At 52.3% G+C, this 21125-nt stretch carries 21 protein-coding genes; 7 read left to right on the forward strand and 14 right to left on the reverse strand.

The genetic code is table 11. The features are described 5' to 3' along the window. Positions 1–356 precede the first annotated feature (356 nt). The 4 genes from ACN0YH_RS27340 to ACN0YH_RS27355 form a co-directional block, all read right to left on the reverse strand. Entirely contained in the window at positions 357–593 is a 237-nt protein-coding gene (locus ACN0YH_RS27340) for a DUF6959 family protein (RefSeq protein ID WP_417382801.1), read from the reverse strand. Next, complete coding sequence (locus ACN0YH_RS27345; protein WP_417382802.1) at positions 590–661, reverse strand: DUF6959 family protein; 72 nt, start codon at positions 659–661, stop codon at positions 590–592. The genes ACN0YH_RS27340 and ACN0YH_RS27345 overlap by 4 nt, the downstream gene beginning before the upstream one ends. A gap of 65 nt (positions 662–726) precedes the next feature. Then, on the reverse strand, positions 727–1347 hold the full coding sequence (locus ACN0YH_RS27350) for a hypothetical protein (protein WP_417382783.1): 621 nt from the start codon (positions 1345–1347) through the stop codon (positions 727–729). A gap of 70 nt (positions 1348–1417) precedes the next feature. After that, positions 1418–2701, reverse strand: coding sequence for a hypothetical protein (locus ACN0YH_RS27355; RefSeq protein WP_417382784.1), 1284 nt, complete (start codon positions 2699–2701; stop codon positions 1418–1420). Positions 2702–2949: 248 nt separating this feature from the next. On the opposite strand from ACN0YH_RS27355, the gene ACN0YH_RS27360 reads away from it, so the two are divergent. The 5 genes from ACN0YH_RS27360 to ACN0YH_RS27380 all read left to right on the forward strand — a co-directional run bounded on the left by ACN0YH_RS27360 (position 2950) and on the right by ACN0YH_RS27380 (position 6186). After that, entirely contained in the window at positions 2950–3249 is a 300-nt protein-coding gene (locus ACN0YH_RS27360) for a Dabb family protein (protein WP_417382785.1), read from the forward strand. A gap of 32 nt (positions 3250–3281) precedes the next feature. After that, entirely contained in the window at positions 3282–4745 is a 1464-nt protein-coding gene (locus ACN0YH_RS27365; RefSeq protein WP_417382786.1) for a neutral/alkaline non-lysosomal ceramidase N-terminal domain-containing protein, read from the forward strand. A gap of 218 nt (positions 4746–4963) precedes the next feature. After that, positions 4964–5461, forward strand: coding sequence for a leucine-rich repeat domain-containing protein (locus tag ACN0YH_RS27370; RefSeq protein ID WP_417382787.1), 498 nt, complete (start codon positions 4964–4966; stop codon positions 5459–5461). Between the two features lie 78 nt (positions 5462–5539). Continuing rightward, complete coding sequence (locus tag ACN0YH_RS27375; RefSeq protein ID WP_417374980.1) at positions 5540–5740, forward strand: DUF3565 domain-containing protein; 201 nt, start codon at positions 5540–5542, stop codon at positions 5738–5740. Between the two features lie 32 nt (positions 5741–5772). Further along, positions 5773–6186 carry a hypothetical protein gene (locus ACN0YH_RS27380; RefSeq protein ID WP_417382788.1) on the forward strand — a complete coding sequence of 138 codons (414 nt, stop codon included), beginning with the start codon at positions 5773–5775 and terminating at the stop codon, positions 6184–6186. Between the two features lie 113 nt (positions 6187–6299). Here ACN0YH_RS27380 and hmpA read toward each other — a convergent pair whose 3' ends face one another. Then, entirely contained in the window at positions 6300–7541 is a 1242-nt protein-coding gene (hmpA, locus tag ACN0YH_RS27385) for an NO-inducible flavohemoprotein (protein ID WP_417382789.1), read from the reverse strand. Between the two features lie 134 nt (positions 7542–7675). Between hmpA and ACN0YH_RS27390 the strand changes: the two genes are divergently transcribed. Continuing rightward, the gene (locus tag ACN0YH_RS27390; RefSeq protein WP_417382790.1) at positions 7676–8101 is read left to right on the forward strand and encodes an RrF2 family transcriptional regulator; all 426 of its coding nucleotides are present in this window, start codon (positions 7676–7678) and stop codon (positions 8099–8101) included. Positions 8102–8171: 70 nt separating this feature from the next. Here the strand turns inward: ACN0YH_RS27390 and fae are convergent, their stop codons facing one another. The 4 genes from fae to ACN0YH_RS27410 all read right to left on the reverse strand — a co-directional run bounded on the left by fae (position 8172) and on the right by ACN0YH_RS27410 (position 14226). After that, positions 8172–8720 carry a formaldehyde-activating enzyme gene (gene fae, locus ACN0YH_RS27395; RefSeq protein ID WP_417382791.1) on the reverse strand — a complete coding sequence of 183 codons (549 nt, stop codon included), beginning with the start codon at positions 8718–8720 and terminating at the stop codon, positions 8172–8174. Between the two features lie 141 nt (positions 8721–8861). Beyond that, positions 8862–10064, reverse strand: coding sequence for a WD40 repeat domain-containing protein (locus ACN0YH_RS27400; protein WP_417382792.1), 1203 nt, complete (start codon positions 10062–10064; stop codon positions 8862–8864). 394 nt (positions 10065–10458) lie between these two features. Further along, positions 10459–11793, reverse strand: a complete 1335-nt coding sequence (locus ACN0YH_RS27405) for an acetylxylan esterase (RefSeq protein WP_417382793.1) — start codon at positions 11791–11793, stop codon at positions 10459–10461. 210 nt (positions 11794–12003) lie between these two features. Next, the gene (locus ACN0YH_RS27410; protein WP_417382794.1) at positions 12004–14226 is read right to left on the reverse strand and encodes an amino acid permease; all 2223 of its coding nucleotides are present in this window, start codon (positions 14224–14226) and stop codon (positions 12004–12006) included. A 417-nt stretch (positions 14227–14643) separates the two neighbouring features. Between ACN0YH_RS27410 and ACN0YH_RS27415 the strand changes: the two genes are divergently transcribed. Beyond that, complete coding sequence (locus ACN0YH_RS27415; protein WP_417382795.1) at positions 14644–15102, forward strand: hypothetical protein; 459 nt, start codon at positions 14644–14646, stop codon at positions 15100–15102. 128 nt (positions 15103–15230) lie between these two features. Here the strand turns inward: ACN0YH_RS27415 and ACN0YH_RS27420 are convergent, their stop codons facing one another. The 5 genes from ACN0YH_RS27420 to ACN0YH_RS27440 all read right to left on the reverse strand — a co-directional run bounded on the left by ACN0YH_RS27420 (position 15231) and on the right by ACN0YH_RS27440 (position 20811). Beyond that, positions 15231–16454 (reverse strand): AAA family ATPase, encoded by a 1224-nt coding sequence (locus ACN0YH_RS27420; protein WP_417382796.1) that lies wholly within the window; start codon positions 16452–16454, stop codon positions 15231–15233. 59 nt (positions 16455–16513) lie between these two features. Then, the gene (locus ACN0YH_RS27425; RefSeq protein ID WP_417382797.1) at positions 16514–18238 is read right to left on the reverse strand and encodes a CocE/NonD family hydrolase; all 1725 of its coding nucleotides are present in this window, start codon (positions 18236–18238) and stop codon (positions 16514–16516) included. Between the two features lie 122 nt (positions 18239–18360). Continuing rightward, a complete protein-coding gene (locus tag ACN0YH_RS27430) occupies positions 18361–18849 on the reverse strand; it encodes a GNAT family N-acetyltransferase (RefSeq protein ID WP_417382798.1) in 489 nt (162 codons plus the stop codon). Positions 18850–18999: 150 nt separating this feature from the next. After that, complete coding sequence (locus ACN0YH_RS27435) at positions 19000–19470, reverse strand: GNAT family N-acetyltransferase (RefSeq protein WP_417382799.1); 471 nt, start codon at positions 19468–19470, stop codon at positions 19000–19002. 15 nt (positions 19471–19485) lie between these two features. Next, positions 19486–20811 carry a Gfo/Idh/MocA family protein gene (locus ACN0YH_RS27440; RefSeq protein WP_417382800.1) on the reverse strand — a complete coding sequence of 442 codons (1326 nt, stop codon included), beginning with the start codon at positions 20809–20811 and terminating at the stop codon, positions 19486–19488. Positions 20812–21125: the final 314 nt, after the last annotated feature.

Consider the following 21125-nt stretch of genomic DNA (forward strand, 5'->3'; position numbering starts at 1 on the left):
AGAGAGACCATTTCGAAAAAAGAAAAAAGCCCCCAGAGAAATTGAAACACACTGATCTAAAGTAAGTGCCATTAGGCCTTAGCCCCGGTTGTCTCCCGATCTGCAGAATCTGCAGCATTTACTGTATGGCTAATGGTGAAAAGCGGGTTGCCCCGGATGCAATCCGGGGTTGTCGCAGACAACAGGAACCTGTCAGGGCAATCTTACAATTCAGAACAACACATCCCACCCGTTCAACGTAGGGGCCGTCCCATGTGTCGGCCCGTCCGGCGATTATCGAACCAGCTACAGATCGCAATGGGAGCAGATAAAACCTTCCATCTTAATTTATCTACCACGAAAAACAGACACCAGTTTCACTCGTGCTCATCATCAAAAACCTCCAACGGAGGTTGGGGCTGCAGTCCACGCTGAAATGGTATCTCACATTCATGCTCAAGCAGCACGGCTTCATAATTCTGCAATCGGAACCAGAGCCCTTCTCTCAGCATCTCAAGCTCAGCTTTCGCTTCTTCCAGATCTCCACGATCGATTTCTCGTCGCACGGCATCAGCGGCATGGCACAGGCTCGTCAGTGAATCTCCCTGAATCAGCGATCAGGGAAGATGCGCCCCGGATGCCGCATGATGGCGTAATTAGACTGGTCCGAGTAGATTTCCACTTCATCGGCAAGGTGAAACTATTTGGTGGTAATCGACGCCATCTCTTCAACAAGCCATGCAAACATCAGTGCTGCTCCAGGGGTGGTAACCAGGCTCGCATGGATTCCGGCCCCCGCACGAGGGCCCAGTCAAAGATCGTTTCGGCCAGAGAATGGATCGACAGCGCGTCGGCTGTCTCGCTGCTGCCGAATTCAATATGGGAACACAACAACAATAATACCTCACCCACCCCTTCTTCCAGGATAAACGATAATGAATCTTCATCAAGCAATCGGGCATCCTGTTCCGGCATCTCAATGCGTAACCCGAATCTACTGAAGTCGGGCGAGGATTTGAGGGGCACAAACCGCCAGTCACTGATCGAGAGACGCTCTTTGCCGTCAACGTGAAATGAAAATCCACGGGGCGGTTTCAAAGCCAGAACCCGCCAGCCCGAAATCTGCGGCGCCCGTTGCACCAGCGTCCCGATCAGTTTAAAACGAGAAGCATCGCCGTGCGCGGTCAGAATCAGTTCGCGATCAGAACAGGTCGTTACCTGAGACACTTCACAGCTGATGCCGCAGTCAACCGTCGCCAGCTGTTCTGTCAGTTCATCAATGATTTCCAGCGAAGGCTGTTCGAAAAGCCGTTCCGCCTGGCTCTCAAAGCACAACCAGAACCGGTCTATCTTTTCCTGCTGTGTCATCAGTCAAAACCTGCAGCCATCTAAATTCATTTCGTGTTTTTCGTGGTAGAAAAAAAGTTTCACCGCCCCCTCAAAACAATCCGCGTTTGCGGGCTTTCCAGTAGGCGGCCAGATGATAGATGATACCGCAACTGGAGGTCTGTTCGTAGTCCATCCGCAGGATAATTTTTTTGAGGTCCTGTTTCTGAACGTCGGTGATCGGCAGGTCGGTCACCATCAGCGGGACGAGTGAGAGCTCCCCCGCTTCGCGGATCGCATGCCACACGCGTCGGTACGTGCCCCACTGCGGATTGCGGTACTCGCCTTGCGTGATCCATTTTTCTGCTTCGCGCCAGTCGGGGCCCAACATGGTCAGATCCAGGTCATACAGGGCTTTGCGGGCATGACCGATTTTGGAGAGTGCTTTTTCCGCCGTCTGTTTCATCAGCCCCTGCAGGTCGGTTTTGAGCTGCGGGTCCTGTTCCAGTTGATGCAGTAACTCGAACGAACATTGCATCTGTACATACACGTAAGCCGCATGATGTTCGTCCGGTTTCATCGACTGCGTCTGCCGAATCGCCGGCGTCAGGTAGTGACGGTACTGTTTCCGATACTTCTCCTCACCCGTCACATCCCAGGCCGCTGCATAAATCATCGGCAGCCGCGCCGCTTCGTGGGGACGCACATTCCACATGCGGCAGATCCCCAGCGGACAGCGTTTGCCATCCGCCCGCAGAAAATCATAGTTCGTCTCCGCCGTCACATTGGCAATCATCCGGTCGGCGACCGCAGACAGGATCGCGCGGATCTCCTGTTTCGTTTCCTCATTGCACAGCGGACTGTGATAGTACCGCCACATGCCGTGCACACAATGTGTGTATTGATCGCGGGACGAGTTGATGTAGACGCTTTTGCCGTCTTCGACACACACCGCGCGGGCAATGAAACCGGGTACGCCATGCACGGTCGCGCACAGCTTGATGCCTTGAAATACATTGTCGATGTCCGTTTTCAGCTTTTCATCCCCGGTGACGTCGTACATGTCGACGATCGTACTCAGCATCGCTCCACCCAGGATCATGCCGTCTTCCATCCCCGTACTGTAACCACACGGATTGGGAAACTGCCGCTTGACTTCTTCCGCCGTCGGCAGATGTCCGAGTTCCTTCCCCGGTTCATAGCTGCTGAGATAATCATAAAACAGATGCGTCTCAGATCGATAGAAACGGGTCCAGGTCACCTGCCACGCCTGATCAGCCTGCAGTTTCAACAACGCATTTTGATCGGGCTCTGCACCCTTCACAGTCAGACTGCAAGAACAGAGCAGAATGAAATAATAGAGTGTCAAAAAACTTCTGAGTCGAAATATATTCATAAGTTCGATTTCAATGTCTCTCAATATCCATGTTTGATTCATCTGAATAAGCGATTCAATGACAGGCTGAATCTTCATGCTACTCCGTGCAGATCCCGGTCACCAGAATTCGTTCGTATCATTTCCAGTTTTTCGCATTAGAAAATCAAAACTGCGCCACGATGGTAAAATTAACGTTCTTAATTTACCATGTAAGACAGCATCAACGGCTAAATGAAATCGATATTGAACAACAGGAACTTCACCCCGTGATTGAACACACCGTCACCTTTCGCCTCAAACATTCGCACGGTTCTGCTGAAGAAACCACGTTCCTCACCGCCGCCGCTGCCCTGGCAGAAATTCAGGATGTCAAAGACTTCGTCATCCGTCGCCAGACCAGCCCCAAAAATCCGCACACGTTCGGCATCAGCATGCGGTTCGACACGCAGGAACAATACGACTTCTACAGCAACCATTCCGCACATCAGGCTTTTATCCAGGAACACTGGCTCACCAGCGTCGACGATTTCCAGGAAGCCGACTTCGAACCCCTTGAGAGTGCCTGAAACCAATCACCGCTAACCCGGAGGAGTATCCCATGCCCGCACATCTGTTTTCGGATCTGAAGCGAATCATCCCGCTGACAACCTTTATGCTCCTGCTGGTCGCACCGTCGCAAGCCGCTGAGTTGTACGTGGGTGCTGCGACGACGGATATCACCCCCAAGCTGCCCGTCTCGCTGACAGGCCAGATGCGAACCCGCATCGCCAAAACAGTGGAAAGTCCGGTCACCGCCACCGCGCTGGTTTTGGAATCACGCGAAGGAGCCAAATCACTGGAACACGCTGTCTTTGTCTCCTGCGACCTGGTCTGCATTCGCGGCGGTATCCATGAAGCGGTGCGCGATAAACTTAAAGGCAAAGTGAACGGCCTCGATCTTAAGAAGGTCATCATGAACGCCACGCACACCCACACCGCGCCTACGATGATTGAAGGACGCTACACTCTGCCGGAAACCGGTGTTACCAAACCGGCCGAGTTCGTGGAATTCGCATCACAGAAAATCGCCGACGCCATCATCGAAGCCTGGAACAGCCGTCAGCCGGGCCGCGTTGCCTGGGGACTGGGGCATGCGGTCGTCGCACAGAATCGGCGTGCCCTGTACCAGGGAGGCTGGGCCAAAATGTATGGTAGCACCAGCGTCAAAGATTTCCGCGGCATCGAAGGTTACGAAGATCACGGCGTCGAAGTCCTCTTTTTCTGGAACAATGAAGACAAACTGATCGCGACCGCCATCAACGTCGCCTGCCCCGCGCAGGCCGTCGAAGGCCGCTCTGCCGTCAACGCCGACTACTGGCATGAGGTCCGCGAAACATTGAAGAAGAAGTACGGCGACCAGCTCTGCGTGCTCGGCTGGACCGGTGCCGGCGGCGATCAGGTGCCCCGCCCCATGTATCGCAAATCGGCCGAAGCCCGCATGATGAAACTCCGCGAACTGACACTGCTGGAAGAAATTTCACGCCGCATCGTCAACGCCTGGGAAGAAGCCTACGCCGGCGCGCAACAGGAGAAACACGCCGACCCGGTTCTGAAACACGAAGTCAGAACCATCGAACTCCCCCGACAGATCGTCACCGACGAAGATTACGCACGCGTGAAGAAAGAGGTCATCGCCTACGCCGACGATCCTTCCAAAGTCTGGATCAAAAACTGGAAACAGCGTGTCCTCGATCGTTACGACGCGCAGCATGCCGGCACAGAAAAACCGTACCAGATGGAACTGCACACCCTGCGTCTGGGCGATGTCGCTCTTGCCACCAACGATTTCGAACTCTTTACCGATTTCGGCACCCAGATGAAATCCCGCAGCCCGGCCCTGCAGACGTTTGTGATTCAGCTTTGTGGCCCCGGCTCCTACGTGCCCAGCGAACGCGCGGTTCGAGGCGGCAGCTACAGCGCCATCATCGAAAGCAACAACGTCGGCCCCAAAGGCGGACAGGTCCTCACCGAAGAAACCCTCAAGTCGATCAACGAACAGTTCAAAAAAAGTTCCAGCGACTGAGCAACGATTTCATCAGGACACCTTTTTAATACCCGAGTTTTTCCAAAATACAAAGCGTGGTCGGTCATGCGGGCCTGATGATGGTAAAGCATGTGGAAGGGGTGGAAGTAAAGAGAATTACTTAGAAATAGTATAGTGCTAATACGGTGTTCAAATTCCAGAATTGAGTTTGAGCTTCTTTATTCGATCCATCTCCTATTTCATCAGAAGGTCATTCGATGAAGAATATTACCTCAATGAACAAGCACGGTGTTTTCAACACGTTCATTTTTCTTCTGTTGTGTAGCGGGTGTGGACAGACGGATGAATCAGCTACCGACTCGATCAAGGCACTTGGGGGAATAATTATTCGTGATGATACGGGCAATGTCATACGAGTCAATTTTTCTGGCAGCATGATCCATGACTTGTCTGACAGAACCATCAGTGACGCTGGACTTGTGCATCTTAAAGAGCTGACCAATCTAACGACAATGCACCTTGCAAAGACCGATATCAGTGATGCAGGTCTTGAACATCTTAAAGGATTGACTAATCTAACCACATTGGACCTTAACAACACCAACATCAGTGATGCAGGACTTGTGCATCTTAAAGAGCTGACCAGACTAACTCTTTTATGGTTGTTCGAAACTAAAGTCACGAAAGAGGGAGTGATGAAATTGAAGGCAGCAATACCCGATTGCTGGATTAATCATGAAAGTGTATTCACCTGAAGAGTGAAAAAGGGGGGCGGAGTTAATTGATCGATTCCTGCCCCCTTTTTAGTCTCTCAAATTTCAGCAGGACACTCCATGCAGCAGCCCATCACCGGCTATCATACTGACGAAGAAGGCCACTGGGTCGCACAGCTCGCGTGCGGCCACAATCAGCACGTCCGCCACAACCCGCCGCTCGAAGAACGCATCTGGGTCACCACCGCCGCCGGCCGCGATTCAATGCTGGGGCATCAGCTCAACTGCAAAAAATGCGACGAAAACGCACCACCCGATTAAAATCTTGACTTTCACTTTTGTAATGGTAGTCGATGATGTTTATACCTGATCTATCTCTATCGAAACGTCGCATCCAAATTGGTAACCGTGGAGCTGTGCTTGTTTTTGAAGTCGGATCACTTGAGTTTATGCGACCAGATGACCCATATCGCAGTGTTGTAGAGGAATTAGAAAAGGAAGGAATAGGTCGAAATGTGTTTATGGTCGATAACAGTGGGCTACCCATTTGGCGAGTAGAGAGCCAGGGAGAATATAAGTTTGGGAACGCAGTGGATGCATTTATTGGGATTTGGGGACGTGATAAAGCCATTTGCTCAAAAAGAGAGTACCAGGACTTTGTCGATGAGTCTTGCGGTTATGTATATGGACAAACATTTTATGGCTTTATTTATAAAATCAGATTGTCAGATGGCGCGTTGTCAGATCGAACGTGGACTAAGGAGTAGGGCAGGACAGAAATAAGATGTCAGCGATTGTATGAACCAAATCACAAACGGCTTCTGAATGATCACCCATCCAGAAGCCGTTTATCATTAACAGTCTCTTTATGAAAAACGAATCAGCCGACGGCAGCTGCGCTCTCGATATCCTGACGCGGACCGAAGAATTCAAAGTGAATCCGATCGTCGCCCACATCCAGGGCCTGCAGACTGCGATACACATTCTGCATGAAAACTTTCGGCCCGCAGAAATAATACTCGGCGTCTTCAAACGGCGTCCACTCCCGCAGCAGGCTCTCGCTCACAACGCCCGTCGCGTCACACCGCTGCTGTTCGACATCCCCTTCCAGGGGCTGGTCGTAGATCACACGTGTCTGCAAATTTGAACCTTTCGTCTGCAACTGTTGTACTTCTTCCGCAAACGCATGTGTGCTGCTGTTGCGGGCGGCCTGCAGCAGATAGACGGGCCGCTCCGGTTGAGTTGCTACCAGAGATTTGGCCATCGCCAGTAACGGCGTGATACCTATTCCACCAGCCAGCAGTACCACCGGTCGTGTCGACGGCGTATCCGCAGCCAGTGTGAATTCACCATAGGGAGGACCGATCTGCAGTGTATCGCCGAGTTCAACCTGTTCATGCAGATAATTTGAAATCAATCCACCAGGAGCATTCGCCGTTAACGGGCCTTCCTTCTTCACACTGATGCGATAATATCCCTGTCCCGGCTGATCGGAGAGACTGTAGTTCCGCGGAGAAGTCGGCGTGGTGGGGTGATCAATCTTCACGGTGATGTATTGACCCGGCAGATATTCGGGAATCGCCTGCCCATCAGCCGGCTTGAGATAGAACGAAGTCACCACATCGCTTTCCTGCTCCTTGCGATCGACGACAAACGAACGGTAACCGTTCCAGCCACCGACCGCCGCCTGCTGTGCTGCATAGATCTGTTGTTCGCGTCCAATACAGACGTCCGCCAGCAGTTGATACGCTTCTCCGACCGCCGCCAGCACTTCGTCGGTCGCGCCGTCGCCCATGACTTCCTTGATGGCTGCCAGCAGATGTTTGCCGACTATCGGATACTGCTCGGGCTGAATGCCCAGGGAACAATGTTTCTGCGCGATCAGTTCGACTGCCGGAGTCAACGCTGCCAGATCATCGATGTGCGTGAAATAAGCACAGATGGCACCCGCCAGGGCTTTCTGCTGTCCGCCCGAATGCTGGTGGGCCTGGTTGAAATAGGCCTGCACTTCGGGGTTCTCCTGGAACATGCGTTTGTAGAACACCCGGGTCACTGTCTCCGCATTGGCGGCGACTGCCGGCGTGATTTCCTTAACAATTTCAATCGTTTTAGCGCTTAACATAATGAGTTCTCCCCAGAGAAACCTTGAAATACAGGCCGAAACCTTTATACTACACCAAAAGGTATAGAATATAATTCTGCATGTCAAGGTGTAGAATTGAGGATATTATTGAAAATTGACCTGGATTGGACCAAATGCTTTCCAAAACTCACGAATATGCCCTGCGCGCGGTCGCCTGTCTGGCAGGACAACCCGGAAAACCGGCATCAGCCGACTTCCTGGCCGAGCGGACGAAAGTGCCCCGTCGTTACCTGACGCGCGTGCTGCAGGACCTGGCGGCATCGGGGATCGTAAGTTCCAAAAGCGGCCCCAAAGGAGGCTATGAACTGATCGCTGAGAGTGGCGAACTGACAATTCTGGATATCGTCAACGCCATTGCTCCCCTGGAGCGGATTAACGCCTGTCCGCTGGGGCTCAAGTCGCATACCAGTCTGTGTCCACTGCATGCGGAACTGGATCGCGTTTACGCGGAAACCGAAGCCGCCTTCGCGCGGGTGACGATCAAACAGCTACTGGAATCAACGAGCACCATCATCCCCCTGTGCGATATCAAAGTCTGAACCGGTCAGAATTGATATCACCGGGGGAGACAGATCATGGGCTGTACGTCGATTCCCAAACGCCCCTCTGTTACAGCGTCCCGTCCAGGCCTTTCTGGTAGTACTTGTGTGTGATCTCGTCCTGGTGTTCCAGCAGCCAGTCGATCGAAGGTTCGTTGTGCATTGCTTTATGAATCGCCTGCGCGGTGGCTTTGCGATGAATTTCGAACAGCGCCTTGTGGTCCAGGTTCTCATCGGTGGCAACGCCCGGATTCAGCCAGACCGAACAGATAATGCCCAGGTCATTCGCTTTCTCTTTAGGCAGATCCCCCGCGCGAACGGCATCCAGCACGCCGTTGGCAATCGCCGCCTGCACGGTCCCCATCAGAATATTCGTGTAGGCACTGCTCTTGACAGTCACCTTGCTGACCATCAGCGTGACTGGTCTGACTTGGATATCAGTATTCAGGATCGCGAACACTTTCGAGTGACCGGCCGACTGCCCGCCGGTCAGCGTGGCAATTGCGGTTCCCACGGGACCATCCAGTTCACCAATCACCACTTCTGGTTCCGCAGCCGTAAACGGCGGCCCGCCGGCTACCAGGCTTTCGCCCGTACGCATAATAATTCGTTCGCTCATGGGAAGACTCCTTGCAGGTAAAGTTTGAGAAGCCCTCACCCTACCCGATCTTCAGCAAACCTTCAACCGGTTCGATCAAGTAACGTTTAACGATAACTTATCGTGAGCGGCTTGTTGTTTATCACCGGTCCTGAAGTCAAATCAGGGTACCTTCCACAGGCGGGCCGTATTGTCATCGGACCCGGTGATAATTATTTTACTGTTCGGGCTGAAGGCCATTGCGTTGATTCCATCTTCATGCTTGAACGGTTTGCCTTTCAGTTTTCCGCTTTCAGAGTCCCAGAACCACAGTTTGTCATCAGAACTGACCGTCGCGATCGTTTTTCCATCAGGGCTATACGCGACGATTTCAACAAAGTCGGTGTGGTCGAGTCGTTTTCCTCTTGAGCGACCATTGCTCACATCCCATAAACGAACCTTCGAGTCGGCTCCTCCGGTAATCGCCGTTTTACTGTCCGGGCTGAAAGCCACCGCGTAGAGAAATAAACCATGTTCCAGCGGGCTGCCTACAGGTTTACCAGTTTCGACATTCCAGAGTCGTCCTGTATTATCCTGGCTTCCGGTGATCACCGTCTTACCATCCGGGCTGTAAGCGACACTCACAACAGCAGCAAAATGGGGGAAAGGTTTCCCCTGTGGTTCGCCGGTGTTTGCATCCCAGAGTTGCGCGGTGTTATCCGCACTGCCTGTGAGAACCAGTTTGTTATCCGGGCTGAAAGCCACATCCAAGAATTCCAGCTCATGATGCAGAGGCTGACCTTTTTGTTCGCCTGTTGTCAGATCCCACAGGTAGCCTGCTTTGTTAAAACATCCTGTCACCAGAGATTTACCATCCGGACTGATTGCGATCGCTTTCAGGCCACCATGATTCTCAAGCGGTTCGCCCTGCAACTCCCGGGTTTCCACATCCCAGATGCTGACCTTCGATCCGTGCTCGGTAAGAACCGTTTTTCCATCCGGGCTGAAGAGCACAGAATTCACATGCCCATAATGTTCGAGTGGTTCCCCGATTTGTTGTCCGCTTGCGACATCCCAGAGACGCGCTGTCTGGTCGCGGCAGCCGGTAATCACTGTTTTGCCATCCGGGCTGAAGGCCACACAATTGACTTCTCTTTCGTGTTGGAGCGGTCCTTCGAAATGGTCAGGCTTCACTTCTTGCTTTTCAGCTGGTTTGTCTTTCGGTGCGTCGGTCGTCTGTTGCGGGGCTTCCTGGTTTTGACAGGCGGTAGAAATGATCAGCAGGACAGCTACTGACAGAAACGGGAGCAGTCCCGAAACGGCAAAGCGTGCGTGCAAATTTGTTGTTGCATGACATTCATTTTTTAAACCTGACTGAGAAGTCATTGATTTCTCCAAAACGATTCAATACCAATGTTGTTTCTACCACGGGGCACGCAATTTCTGTAAATCACATCATAGTAGTCAGATGAACATTTTGGCAAGGCCGCTCGCAAAGAAGAAAAAGGTTCCAGGAACCAATATGCCAGGAGAACTGGTCCAGGTAATTAGAATTCAATATTTTGATTGTCGATGAAATTTTATTTTCTCAATGATGCCAGTCAGGATCACCAGGAACAATGGTAATGAAGCAAGTACAAAGCCAGTGATTATTGAAACACTCGACCAGAGCATGTAACGTGCCTCGCCTGTTATCTGCCCAATGATCTGTGTAGAGAGGCTGAAACAAAGCAACAGCACTAAGATCCGTTTAAAGACCTTGACCGGATTCATTCGCTTTTTATCTTTCATGAGACTGCTGTTTCACATGCTCCTTCACCGCAGCAAAAAACGCTTTGTGAATGTCCGCCGGGGCGGCGTGGCCCATCAGGGGTTTGTTGATGACCTGCTTCTTCCCCTTCAACTGGTTGTAGGCGGCGTAACAGCTTGAAGGGGGACACGTGACGTCGATGAAACCGACACTCATAATCGCATCGGCTTGGCTGCGACTGGCGAAGTTGACGCCGTCTACATACTGCGCTGCTTTCAGTTCCTCGGCGGCAGGCGTGCCGTCGGGCAGTGTGGTGACCAGTTTTGGCCAGCCATTGATGCGTCCTGCAGCCCGTCCGGAATGATCGCAAATCGCGGGTACGCCGGTCGCAATGAATGACACGCGCTCATCCAGACCACCGGCAGCCAGCGCCTGTCCGCCTCCCTGGCTGTGGCCGATCACGATCAGTGTTTTTCCGTCCCATTCCGGTTGGGAAGTCAGATAATCCATCGCGCGAATTAAACGTAAAAACATGCCGACAAAATAAGTGGTCTCGCGGTTCTCGCGGCCGAAGTGTGGATAGCCTTTCAGCGGCCCTGCATACTGCTCTTTATAGAACTCCGCCGACTTGCCGTTAGGCAGACCATGCGCGTTGATGTCCAAGGAGAGCATTCCCTCATTTGCTCCTTTGATGGCATTGCCCAGTGAGGAACTGCGAACTCCCGCGCCATGCACCCACAGAATGGCAGGCAGGCTCTTGGGTTTTGCATCTTTCGGCTTGCCCAGGTAACCGGAGACCGGCGCTCCGCCGAGACAGTCCACCTGCAGATCGAAACACTCAATTTTATTGTTAGGCTGGGTGACCGGCGTCAGCTTCGCTTTGGCAGGGACTTCTGCCAGCTTGCGTTTCTGTTCCGCCCAGAACTCATCGAAGTCAGCCGGTACGGGCAGACTGGGTTCAATCTCTTGTGGTGAAAACGCGGCCCCGGCTGTTTTAGTCAGTTTTTTGTTCTCATCCAGGGTGACCACGCAGCGGAGAAATCCCGGTTTGTCAGCCGTCACTTTCACGACCGCCGGCTCACTGCCCACGGTCAGTTTTCCGTTCGGGTAATTGGGGCCACTGCTGATATAATCATCGACCCGGTACGTCACCGTCTCGCCATTCTCACCGGCAAGTGGTTTTCCGTCTTTTGTCAGTGAAATCAGAAACGTTGCCTCTTCCCCTGCTTGATAAATCGCATCGGGCCGATCCGTCACGACTTTCAGTTCGTACTTTTCGGCTGCCATCACAGACTGAGACAACGAAAACGCAACTGCCGCCGCGATCAGGGGACACACAATATTTCTCAGCAGTAAGTGACGCATGTAATATTCCTGTTTGATAGTGATTTCAGATACTCCGAGTGGTAATCTTTATTCTATCAGACTCCGCAGCGAACGGAAGCCAAAGAGGAATGACAAATCGTCCGACGGTTTCTCTACTCAGATCTCGAAAATAAATTCGTTGAGAACCAGGTCAGGGTGGTATAATAAAAGCAGGAGTCTATGCCATGCACGGCGAATCGCAGTTGCAGGTTACGATTCCAGTTCCATGCCGCCGGCACTTTCGATGAACAGCACGCGCGGCAGATCTCCGACGAAAGATTCCATGCGGGCAAAGAACGCGGCCTCGGCGCTTTCTTCAGGCGGTTCAAATCCGAGGATCACGACCGCCGCTTCAGCCGAGGTTTGTTGAATCGCCTGGGCAGGATCGGAAGAGACCACAATCACCGGTTCGGCGGCAATTCGCGCGGAGGCGGACAGTTCTTCAATGTGACGGGTCACTTCTTCGACCGCTTCGTCATTCGCAACGGCACGCAGCACGCGAATCCGGTTGCGACGCCAGGCGGGGTTTTGATGTAACAGGTGCGCCAGCAGCAGCATCAGCGATCCATTCCGCCGGCCACGCCACCAGACGTCGATCGTACCGATGGGGACATCCCAGGGATCAACCATCGAGCCTGTCGGTTCGCCTTCTTCTTCCCGATAGCCGAGAAAACGCAGCGCGATGATACTGCGACCCAGTCGGGAAACAAGACGAACAGTCGACCCGAATGACTCTGACTTCTGGGGATTGTTCGGCCAGCCCAGCAAAACGGTGTTTGGTCGCAAGCCGCCGATGCCGTGGCATTGCACCAGCGCCTCGACTCCATCTGAAAGGTATTCCGAGACTACCACTGCCGGAAACGCGAGCAGTTCTTCTTTCGCGATGAACGCGCGCAGGGTGTTTTCGAATTTCTCACGGCGTTCCGCATGTTCCTCGATATCTCCCGTGACCACATGCGCAATCGAAAGAATGCCGTGCCCTGCTGTGAGCCAGTGACCGTAGACCGCCAGATGTGGTCGATTCCAGGCCGTGCCGCTTAATGTCAGAATGATCGGCCGCCAGTTCTTGGGGTGATAGGCTTCCTGTTCAAGCTTCAACAGACTTTGACGGGCACGCTCGAATACCATACCGCTGTGCAGATCGCCCCAGCGGGACTCGACTTCGCGATAGTGGATAAACCAGTATAAGCCGCTGATCACTACAATACTGGCACTTGCCCAGATCCAGTTGATCAAAAACATCACCGCCAGGCAGCCCACCGTGCCTGCTAAAGAGACCGACCAGTGGCAATAGCGGAACGTCGGTCGATAGCTGGGATTCTTCGTGATCGCCTCATAAAACGTCGCCAGATTCAACAAGCCGTACGTGATCATGAAAAACATCGTGATGATGGGAGCGATGGCATTCAGGTCGCCCAGCAGAATACAGATCTGGGCGATTACGAACGTCAGTACCGTTGCTCTGCGTGGCTCACGACTGGAGCCGCTGCCCGCACCAAAAAACGAGAGCCGTTTGAAAATATCGTCTCTCGCGAACGCCTGCAGAATCCGTGGGGCACCCATCATGGAGCCGAGCGCCGACGAGAGCGTTGCGGCGAACACGCCGGCGGTGATCAGCACCGGCCAGACGGAAATGTTTTTCATGATCAGGTTGTTGTCGATCAGATCTGCATGAGGCCGCGTGCCCCCCAGCAGGAATGCCAGTGACAGGTAAATCACCGCGGTCACGATGACGGCTCCCAATGTACCTTTCGGAATGGATCGCGAAGGATTCTTCAAATCCCCGGACATATTAGCACCCGCCATGATGCCGGTCACCGCCGGGAAGAAGAGCGCAAACATCGTAAACAGCGATTCGCCCGCGTCGTAATGAGGCATGAGATTTTCGCGCATGATACCAAACTCAAAGCTGGAGAAGGCACCCAGATAGAAAGACGCCAGTGCCGCGCCCAGGATGGCGAGAATGAAATACTGAACTTTGATCGTCCAGCCTGCGCCGATATACACGCAGACGAATGTCGCGACATTGATCAGCGTCGCGATGATAACAAAGTGGCTTTCCCAGGCAGAGAAGGTTCCTACAAACGCTTCAGTAAAACCGATCACATACATCGCCACCGAGATGGCCTGTGCCAGGTAGAACACAACGCCGATCGCCCCGCCGAACTCAACGCCCAGGCTTCGGCTGATCAAATAGTACGCCCCGCCCCCCTTGACGCGCGTATTCGAAGCAATGGCGGAGAGCGACAGCGTCGTCAGTGTGGTAATCGTTTTGGAAGCCAGCACGATCAGAATCGCATACAATACGCCCGCCTGTCCGACCACCTGGCCGAACCGCAGAAACATGATCACCCCCAGGATGGTCAGCGTACACGGTGTAAAAACGCCACCAAACGTGCCGAACTTCATGCGCGGCTGATCTTCCTGACTCATTAAGGGCTCACTGAAAATAAAGGGGTCAGGACTCTTTAAGCTGGGTGACCCATTTGAGGAATGCAGATTCGGCCTGCTTTAAAATTCGTTTGCACTTCATTTTACCAGATTCTCGTCAGAAAAGAAGATAGACTCAGCCCTGCACACAGGCTGTGGCAAAAGAATGCGCAGGGAGGAGAGGGGTTTCTGATGAACGTAGTCGATGTAAAATCTACAAATAACGAATGATTAATTGCTGCGACAGGCGATTCTTGAGTCTTTCCTGTTCCTTGATTTCAGAATTCGGACCTTCTTAGCCGATACGAAGTATTAGGCCGATTATACGGATCAAAGACACAGGGACGGCCTCCTGCAACAGGGCATTTTATTTTGCGTCACAGGCTTGCCTGTCGCGCGTTTAGAGGACCAGAAATGAGCATGACGCAACGATGGTTACTGGTGACAGCAGGCGTTCTTTTCATCGCGGGTGCAGTCTCTGCCTCTAGTCAATCAGACCAATCGGAAGCCGATCCCGGCGAACAGCAGGGAGCATTGATGCTGGCCAAGCTGGCCTGTAGTCAGAAGATCACCAATGGCCTGGTTACGAAAAATTTTGAACAGATCCATCGTGGTGCCACCGAATTGAGTAGCATCTGCAACGCCACCGCCTGGGCAGCGCACAAAGATCCGGTTTATGCACACCATCGCACCGAACTCCGCAAGCAGGCACAGAAACTCGCGAAGATGGCGCAAGAGAGAAATCTCGACGGTGCTACTTACTCCTATATGCATTCGCTGAATACCTGTATCAACTGCCACGAATACTGCCGCGATGTGCTGAGCATCATTGACGATTCCAAAGTCAATCTGAAAGTCGTGCCGATTCCATCTAATTGAATCAAAACTATTTGCTGTCAGATGTAATGTGAGAGGCATATCTCTAGTAACTGTTAGAGTGAAAAGTTGAAGTTACTTTAAGCAATAATTGAAATCTCGATGTCTACTATATTTGAGATGCATGGTACTCAATCATCTTTTGATGCGTACGTTTTGATCCAGATAGCAAATGATTTCGATGGTAAACGATATTCTCCCTTTCTTCCCTTTTGGGGAATAATTATGTTCCTGCTTTTTAAAGCAGAGAGAGCATTGTTTAACGTGTGATCCTTTAGGCCAGTTTTGGTACGTAATTTCGCTTTCGTTACAAATTCGTCCATAAATTCAGACATTACCTGAAGCACTTTTCGGTAATCATCTGAACCAATTTGTTCGAGATACATATTTTCGAAATACTTCTTTCCAAGTTGTGCCAAGGCACCATTTTCACGATAGACACCGTTGTGTAAATCAATCATTGTAATGTGGTTGTCATTGTCTGCATCAAAAGCTGCATGAGCATACTCCTGTATGAAGTGCGGATATCCTTGTGATCCACGCTCTGCGATCCATTGTGTAACATCTTTGTCGATTTTTACCTTTTCTTGGTTTCGGGCATTCGCCTCTTCTATTCCATTATCGACAATTTCAATAGCTTCTGGGAGAGGTAGGGGTTTTAGCTCAAATTGCTGGAAAACGCGCAGTGATGACTCATGACTTTTTCTCATCTTATCTAGTACATTTGAAATACCAGATAATCCAAGAATTACATTTGTTGCACCCAACCGAGATAGCCGTTCAGTGAATATTTTTGAAAATTCGCCAAGATGAGCATCTGAAGATGGTTTGTCACATTCATCAATAAGTAATAATATTCCGTCACTTTGTTCTTGTAATCGTATTGATGCTTCATATACCGATTCACATAATTCTTCGAAGAGCTGAGAGCGGCTAAAATCGTCATTTGACTTTTTGTATTTAACACCAAAGGCTTCCCATTGGGTTATGAAATCCCAGCCTTTTTTGAGCATTGTTTTGTACTTTTCATGTCTTTTCAATGAACGAGATAACTCTGATCCCGTCTTTCTTACGATATCGACATAAGTGTTTCCGATCTCGAGTTCAACTGTTGCCGTTACGAAATTGAATGTTTCTTTGTTGAGTGATTCAAAAGAACCTTTTGCAAGATAATCAAGGTAAAGTAAAAGGGATGATTTTCCTATACCTCGTTCACCGTGAATTAAGAAGTGAGATGGATTTTTGTTTCTAGTCTGAAACAATGCTTGTTCAAGTGAAAATAATTCATCGATACGTCCAGCGAACATTGAAGGGTTAACAATCTGACCCGGCTGAAATGGATTATATTTCAACATTATTACTTACCTTAGTTTAAGAGTCATAGAAGAATTCGTGCAAAATCATCCATTCTAACCTACCGGCAAGGCAGAATAATTCGCGACGGCCGGACTGCATCGTGATACACTTTTTCGGTTGCGATTTTCGTTCCCTTGCCGAACGGTCCTTCCCCTGTATTCGGATTCCGGTCGAACAGCGGGAAGTAGGCACCGCAGATATCCACGCGCAGTCGATGACCTGCTCCGATCTGGGCGGCGATCGGTCCCAGGTCGACGGTGATTTCGTATTCTTCGCCCGGATGCAGAGCCATCGGTTTCAATTCTGAATCGCGGAAACGACCGCGCAAAATTCCGACTGCCAGATTCTGTGCGAATCCGTCCGGATGTACGTCGATCAGTTTCACCACCCAGTCCGCATCGGGTGTGTCGGCTGAGACGAACAGCTTTGCCTGGGCATTGCCGGCGAATGTCACAGGCTCCGTGTAGGGTTCCGACGTATAAACCAGCACGTCGTTTCGTTTTTCAATCGGACGCTGATCCACGGGAGCCCAGGTCGCTGCGATCAACGGACGTTTCTCGGTCACCGGGCAGGCAGGCGCGGGATCAGCAGGATCAGCTTTGAAACTGTCAGCAGGTTCCGCAGTCACAGGCGGACAATAATCGAGCCTGCCATTCCCTGCACCGGTGTTCGCGCTCCCCTCGGAATGCAGATAAAAGGGAGTCGGCGTAAAACCCTGGGGCGGCCAGGTCTGTGCTTGCTGCCAGACGTTATCGCCCATGGAAAAGTATCTCACAGGCACCGCGACGGCAGGTGATTTCGTAGTGTCTGCTTTCAGGTATTGTTCGAACCAGTTCAGGTTCTCGCCATCCTTGTCGATGACTGCGTTCTCACCAAAATCAACGTCCCCTACTTTCGCACGACCGATCGAGCCATGATCCCAGGGGCCCAGGATCAGCTGCTGGCACTCGCGCGTTTCCGGATGACGGGCCTGCTGCTGCATTCGCGCGAAGTTGCCCACGGTTTCACGCGAGAAGAAATCGTAGTAACCCACGATATGCTGCATCGGCAGTTTCAGATCGACGATTTCAGCCGTCAACTCGGTCGGCTTCCAGTAACCATCGTGTTCCGGATGCGTCAGCATGCCTTCCAGCCAGGGAATCGACCAGCCGATCTGTTCGTCAATTTCACTCATCGGCAGATGCAATAACGTTTTACGCCAGTCGTCTGTCACAGTCGCATCTTCCGGCTTCTGAGAATTACCCGATGCCCAGCGCGTGATCAACGAGAGCCGCATCGCGCCGTCCAGGTACAGGTTGCGATAAAAACTGCTGAAGGTTGCCGTGGGTGCAATCGTCACCAGTCCCGGCGGCCGTTCGTTGGCGGCCAGCCACTGCGTCGCGCCGACATAGGATGCCCCCCACATGCCGATGCGCCCGTTGCACCACGGCTGTTTCCCCAGCCATTCAATCGCATCGTAGCCGTCGCGGCCTTCATGATCGTAGGGGTAGAACACCCCCTCCGACTGAAACTTGCCGCGACAGTCCTGCACGACGGCAACATAACCGGCGGCCGCAAACCGCTCTGCAGATTTTTTCACGCGGTCTTTATTGTAAGGCGTCCGCATCAGCAGGACCGGCGCCTGTTTGAGACTGGGATCGCGGTAGACGTCGGTCGCCAGCAGCACACCATCCCGCATCGGGACCATGACGGTTTCCTGAGTGACGGCAGACGTTTCCGCGGCTTCCAGCCAGGAGGTGACGAACAGACAGAGACAGACAGCCAGGACGTGCGCGCGTTTCATGGGCAGAGTCTTTCTTGAGCAGGAGTAAACAGTTCGAGTTCAGGCAGCTCGCTCTGTTTTTCTTACCAGCTTCGGACCGAAAGTGCAATTCCGCAGACGATTCTGGTGCTTCGCATCGCGCGTCAGTTCAGCATCAATTGCAGATACGTCACGTCCAGGACCTTGCCGAATTTCTTTCCGACCTCTTTAAATGTACCTACGACTTCGAATCCGAAACTCTGATTGAGATGCAGGCTGACCTCGTTCCCTTCCGCGACGCCAGCGATCAGCGTGTGATAACCCAGGCGGCGTGCTTCTTCAATGATCGCCTGCTTCAACTGCCGCCCAATACCCCGGCCGCGATGTGAGGTTTTGACATAAAACGATGTTTCTGCTGTATCCGCATACGCCCGTCGAGGACGCCACTGGGAAAGACAGGCCCAGCCCACGATCTGCTTTTCCACGTCAGCAACAAGAATCGGATGCCGCTCGTCGTGCGATTCAAACCAGGGTAAACGTTCGTCCCGCGTCATCGGTTCCATATCAAAAGTCGCCGTCGACGTTAATATCGCTTCATTGTAAATCTCGGTCATCGCCTCCAGATCAGATAATACCGCTGGCCGAATTATCATCGCCGCACTGCCTTTTGTGATGAAGGAGCATTAGACAGATCAGCGGTCGCCATAAACCGCCGGAGTGCTCTGTTGATTAATGACGCCGGTTCCCTGATTCTGGTTCGCTACTCAATTGAGTTTCACTCATGGTTCATGGGATCTCAATTATTAAATCGCGCGTTGCAGTTTGACATCATGTACTTCCTGGTACGTATCGCTAATACACCAGGTTGCTTTCTCTTCGTGAACCACGCGAAAGCCCAGCTTTTCAAACAGGGGGACATTGCCGGTCTCCCGGATTGTATCTAACACGACAGCAGGTTGTCCAAGGTTCTTTGTACGAATACAGATCCAGTCCAGCAACTGCCCTGCGATGCCTTTGCGTTGGAAATCGGGATGGACGGCCAGACCGATGACGTGGATGTGATCGGCATGCAAATCATATTGAACGGTCGCGACAATCTTACCATCAATTTCAGCCAGCAGTCGCGTGCCAGCCTGAGCACGTTCCGCCTGGCGGGCCAGCGCAGCGCCGGTGGGCCGATAGATGGACCGCAGTGGTTCAAACGCCGTTTCAAAAACGGTTGTCACTTCCGCATCATCAGCGGGCTTCGCTTCCCGAATCAGAATGTCATTCATCGAACGTGTAAAGTCCTAACTCGTGAACTCTTCCCAGCCCTTGCGGAATTCGGAATGCAGATACGGTTTGGCATTCTCATTCCCTTTGGCTTTCAGCGTGGACGCATCCCAGTCGAAGCCGCCCCCTGCGCGGTAGGCGGTATTGCCCAGCAGCACCGTTTCGGACAGCGGGCCCGAATAGTCGAAGTTGCAGGTCGCGGGGTTGCCTCCTTTGCAGGCGTCCGTCCATTCCCTGTAGAACCCGGGGGAATCGGGGAGGAAGGGCTCGGGCGCTTTGAATCCGTCGAAGGTTTTTTCGGGGAACAGTTTCAGCGAGCCGAACCCGGTCAGCAGCATACCCTTGGAGCCGACAAACAGCGTGTTGGCGCCTTTCAGCTTGAGTCCTTTTTCTTTGAGAATCGCCGGGCCGTTCTTTTGCTGTGACCAGTGCAGTTTCACGGGCCCCCGTTTGTCATTGGCCGGGAAGTCGAAGCTGGTCAACATTTCGGAGGGTGTGCGCTCGGCGTCGATCTTTGGTCCCGAGGCATCCACGCGCGTCGGGTATTTCAGATCGAGGGCCCAATAGGGAATGTCCAGAATATGACAGCCCCAGTTGCCGGTCTCCCCGGTGCCATAATCCCACCAGAAACGCCAGTTGTAGGGCGCCAGCGTGCCTTCCCCTTTGGAGTTCACAGCGTAAGGACGGAACTTCGCAGGGCCGATCCACAGGTCCCAGTCCAGCGTTTCGGGAACGGGAACCGTTTTGACCGGCTGTGCTGGCATGCCTCTGGTAGAACTGATCCAGCTGTAGACTTCACTCACATCGCCGATCGTGCCCGATTTGATCAGTTCGACGGCCCGATGCATGTTGGCCAGCGCGTGTCGCTGCATGCCCAGTTGGGTCGCCAGGTTGTTCTTAGCAGCGAGCTTTGTCATCTCGCGCACTTCCCAGACCGAATGAGCCATCGGCTTTTCGCAGTACAGATGCTTGCCCATCGTCATCGCGATCATGGAGGGATGGAAGTGCGTATGATCGGGAGTGCTCACGATGACCGCGTCAATCTGGTTTTCCATATCATCCAGCATGCGGCGGTAGTCAGCGTATTTTTTCGCTTTGGGAAAACGCTCATACGCTTTGCCCGCCCGTTTGTCGTCGACATCACACAGCGCGACAATATTTTCGGTCTTGCCCACGCCATTCAGATTCGCCACCCCGCGCCCCCCAATGCCGATCACCGCAACATTCAGCTTGTCATTCGCAGCAGCCCGCGTCGGCTGAGGAGAACTCCCCAGCCAGAGCCCTGCTCCCAGGGCGGCGGTTGTCTGCAGGGCTTCACGACGGGTAATACGTTGGGCGGTCATATAAATTCTCCAATCAATTGAATCTCAGGTTGGTGTTTCGCTGGTTTCAGTATAGTCGATCCATGGTGAGAATTTGACTGCAGTTTAATTGTCTGGACCGAAAAAATGCGTTTTAGTTTAGTAAGAACGGTTATAAAATGAGTGGGTGTTTATAGTGTGGAAAAGCAGTAAAGGGGTAAAGCGCCGGTCGGCTTATAATCTTGATCGAAAGATGTTTGAACGTCGTTAACATTTCTGAACCGGGGCTAACGCCTAATGGCACTTACTTTAAAGTAAGTTGGTCACCCCTGCCGTTTGGCATGGGATTTGCGCAG

The organism is Gimesia sp., assembly GCF_048262075.1.
Classification (GTDB): domain Bacteria; phylum Planctomycetota; class Planctomycetia; order Planctomycetales; family Planctomycetaceae; genus Gimesia.

Excerpts from the sequence above, each read along its gene's own strand:
- ACN0YH_RS27355 (WP_417382784.1), bottom strand. The coding sequence starts at position 2,701 with ATGAATATATTTCGACTCAGAAGTTTTTTGACACTCTATTATTTCATT.
- hmpA (WP_417382789.1), bottom strand. The coding sequence starts at position 7,541 with ATGTTAAGCGCTAAAACGATTGAAATTGTTAAGGAAATCACGCCGGCA.
- ACN0YH_RS27415 (WP_417382795.1), top strand. The coding sequence starts at position 14,644 with ATGACGCAACGATGGTTACTGGTGACAGCAGGCGTTCTTTTCATCGCG.
- ACN0YH_RS27350 (WP_417382783.1), bottom strand. The coding sequence starts at position 1,347 with ATGACACAGCAGGAAAAGATAGACCGGTTCTGGTTGTGCTTTGAGAGC.
- ACN0YH_RS27390 (WP_417382790.1), top strand. The coding sequence starts at position 7,676 with ATGCTTTCCAAAACTCACGAATATGCCCTGCGCGCGGTCGCCTGTCTG.
- ACN0YH_RS27410 (WP_417382794.1), bottom strand. The coding sequence starts at position 14,226 with ATGAGTCAGGAAGATCAGCCGCGCATGAAGTTCGGCACGTTTGGTGGC.
- ACN0YH_RS27370 (WP_417382787.1), top strand. The coding sequence starts at position 4,964 with ATGAAGAATATTACCTCAATGAACAAGCACGGTGTTTTCAACACGTTC.
- ACN0YH_RS27375 (WP_417374980.1), top strand. The coding sequence starts at position 5,540 with ATGCAGCAGCCCATCACCGGCTATCATACTGACGAAGAAGGCCACTGG.
- fae (WP_417382791.1), bottom strand. The coding sequence starts at position 8,720 with ATGAGCGAACGAATTATTATGCGTACGGGCGAAAGCCTGGTAGCCGGC.
- ACN0YH_RS27425 (WP_417382797.1), bottom strand. The coding sequence starts at position 18,238 with ATGAAACGCGCGCACGTCCTGGCTGTCTGTCTCTGTCTGTTCGTCACC.
- ACN0YH_RS27380 (WP_417382788.1), top strand. The coding sequence starts at position 5,773 with ATGATGTTTATACCTGATCTATCTCTATCGAAACGTCGCATCCAAATT.
- ACN0YH_RS27440 (WP_417382800.1), bottom strand. The coding sequence starts at position 20,811 with ATGACCGCCCAACGTATTACCCGTCGTGAAGCCCTGCAGACAACCGCC.
- ACN0YH_RS27405 (WP_417382793.1), bottom strand. The coding sequence starts at position 11,793 with ATGCGTCACTTACTGCTGAGAAATATTGTGTGTCCCCTGATCGCGGCG.
- ACN0YH_RS27430 (WP_417382798.1), bottom strand. The coding sequence starts at position 18,849 with ATGATAATTCGGCCAGCGGTATTATCTGATCTGGAGGCGATGACCGAG.
- ACN0YH_RS27365 (WP_417382786.1), top strand. The coding sequence starts at position 3,282 with ATGCCCGCACATCTGTTTTCGGATCTGAAGCGAATCATCCCGCTGACA.
- ACN0YH_RS27400 (WP_417382792.1), bottom strand. The coding sequence starts at position 10,064 with ATGACTTCTCAGTCAGGTTTAAAAAATGAATGTCATGCAACAACAAAT.
- ACN0YH_RS27420 (WP_417382796.1), bottom strand. The coding sequence starts at position 16,454 with ATGTTGAAATATAATCCATTTCAGCCGGGTCAGATTGTTAACCCTTCA.
- ACN0YH_RS27435 (WP_417382799.1), bottom strand. The coding sequence starts at position 19,470 with ATGAATGACATTCTGATTCGGGAAGCGAAGCCCGCTGATGATGCGGAA.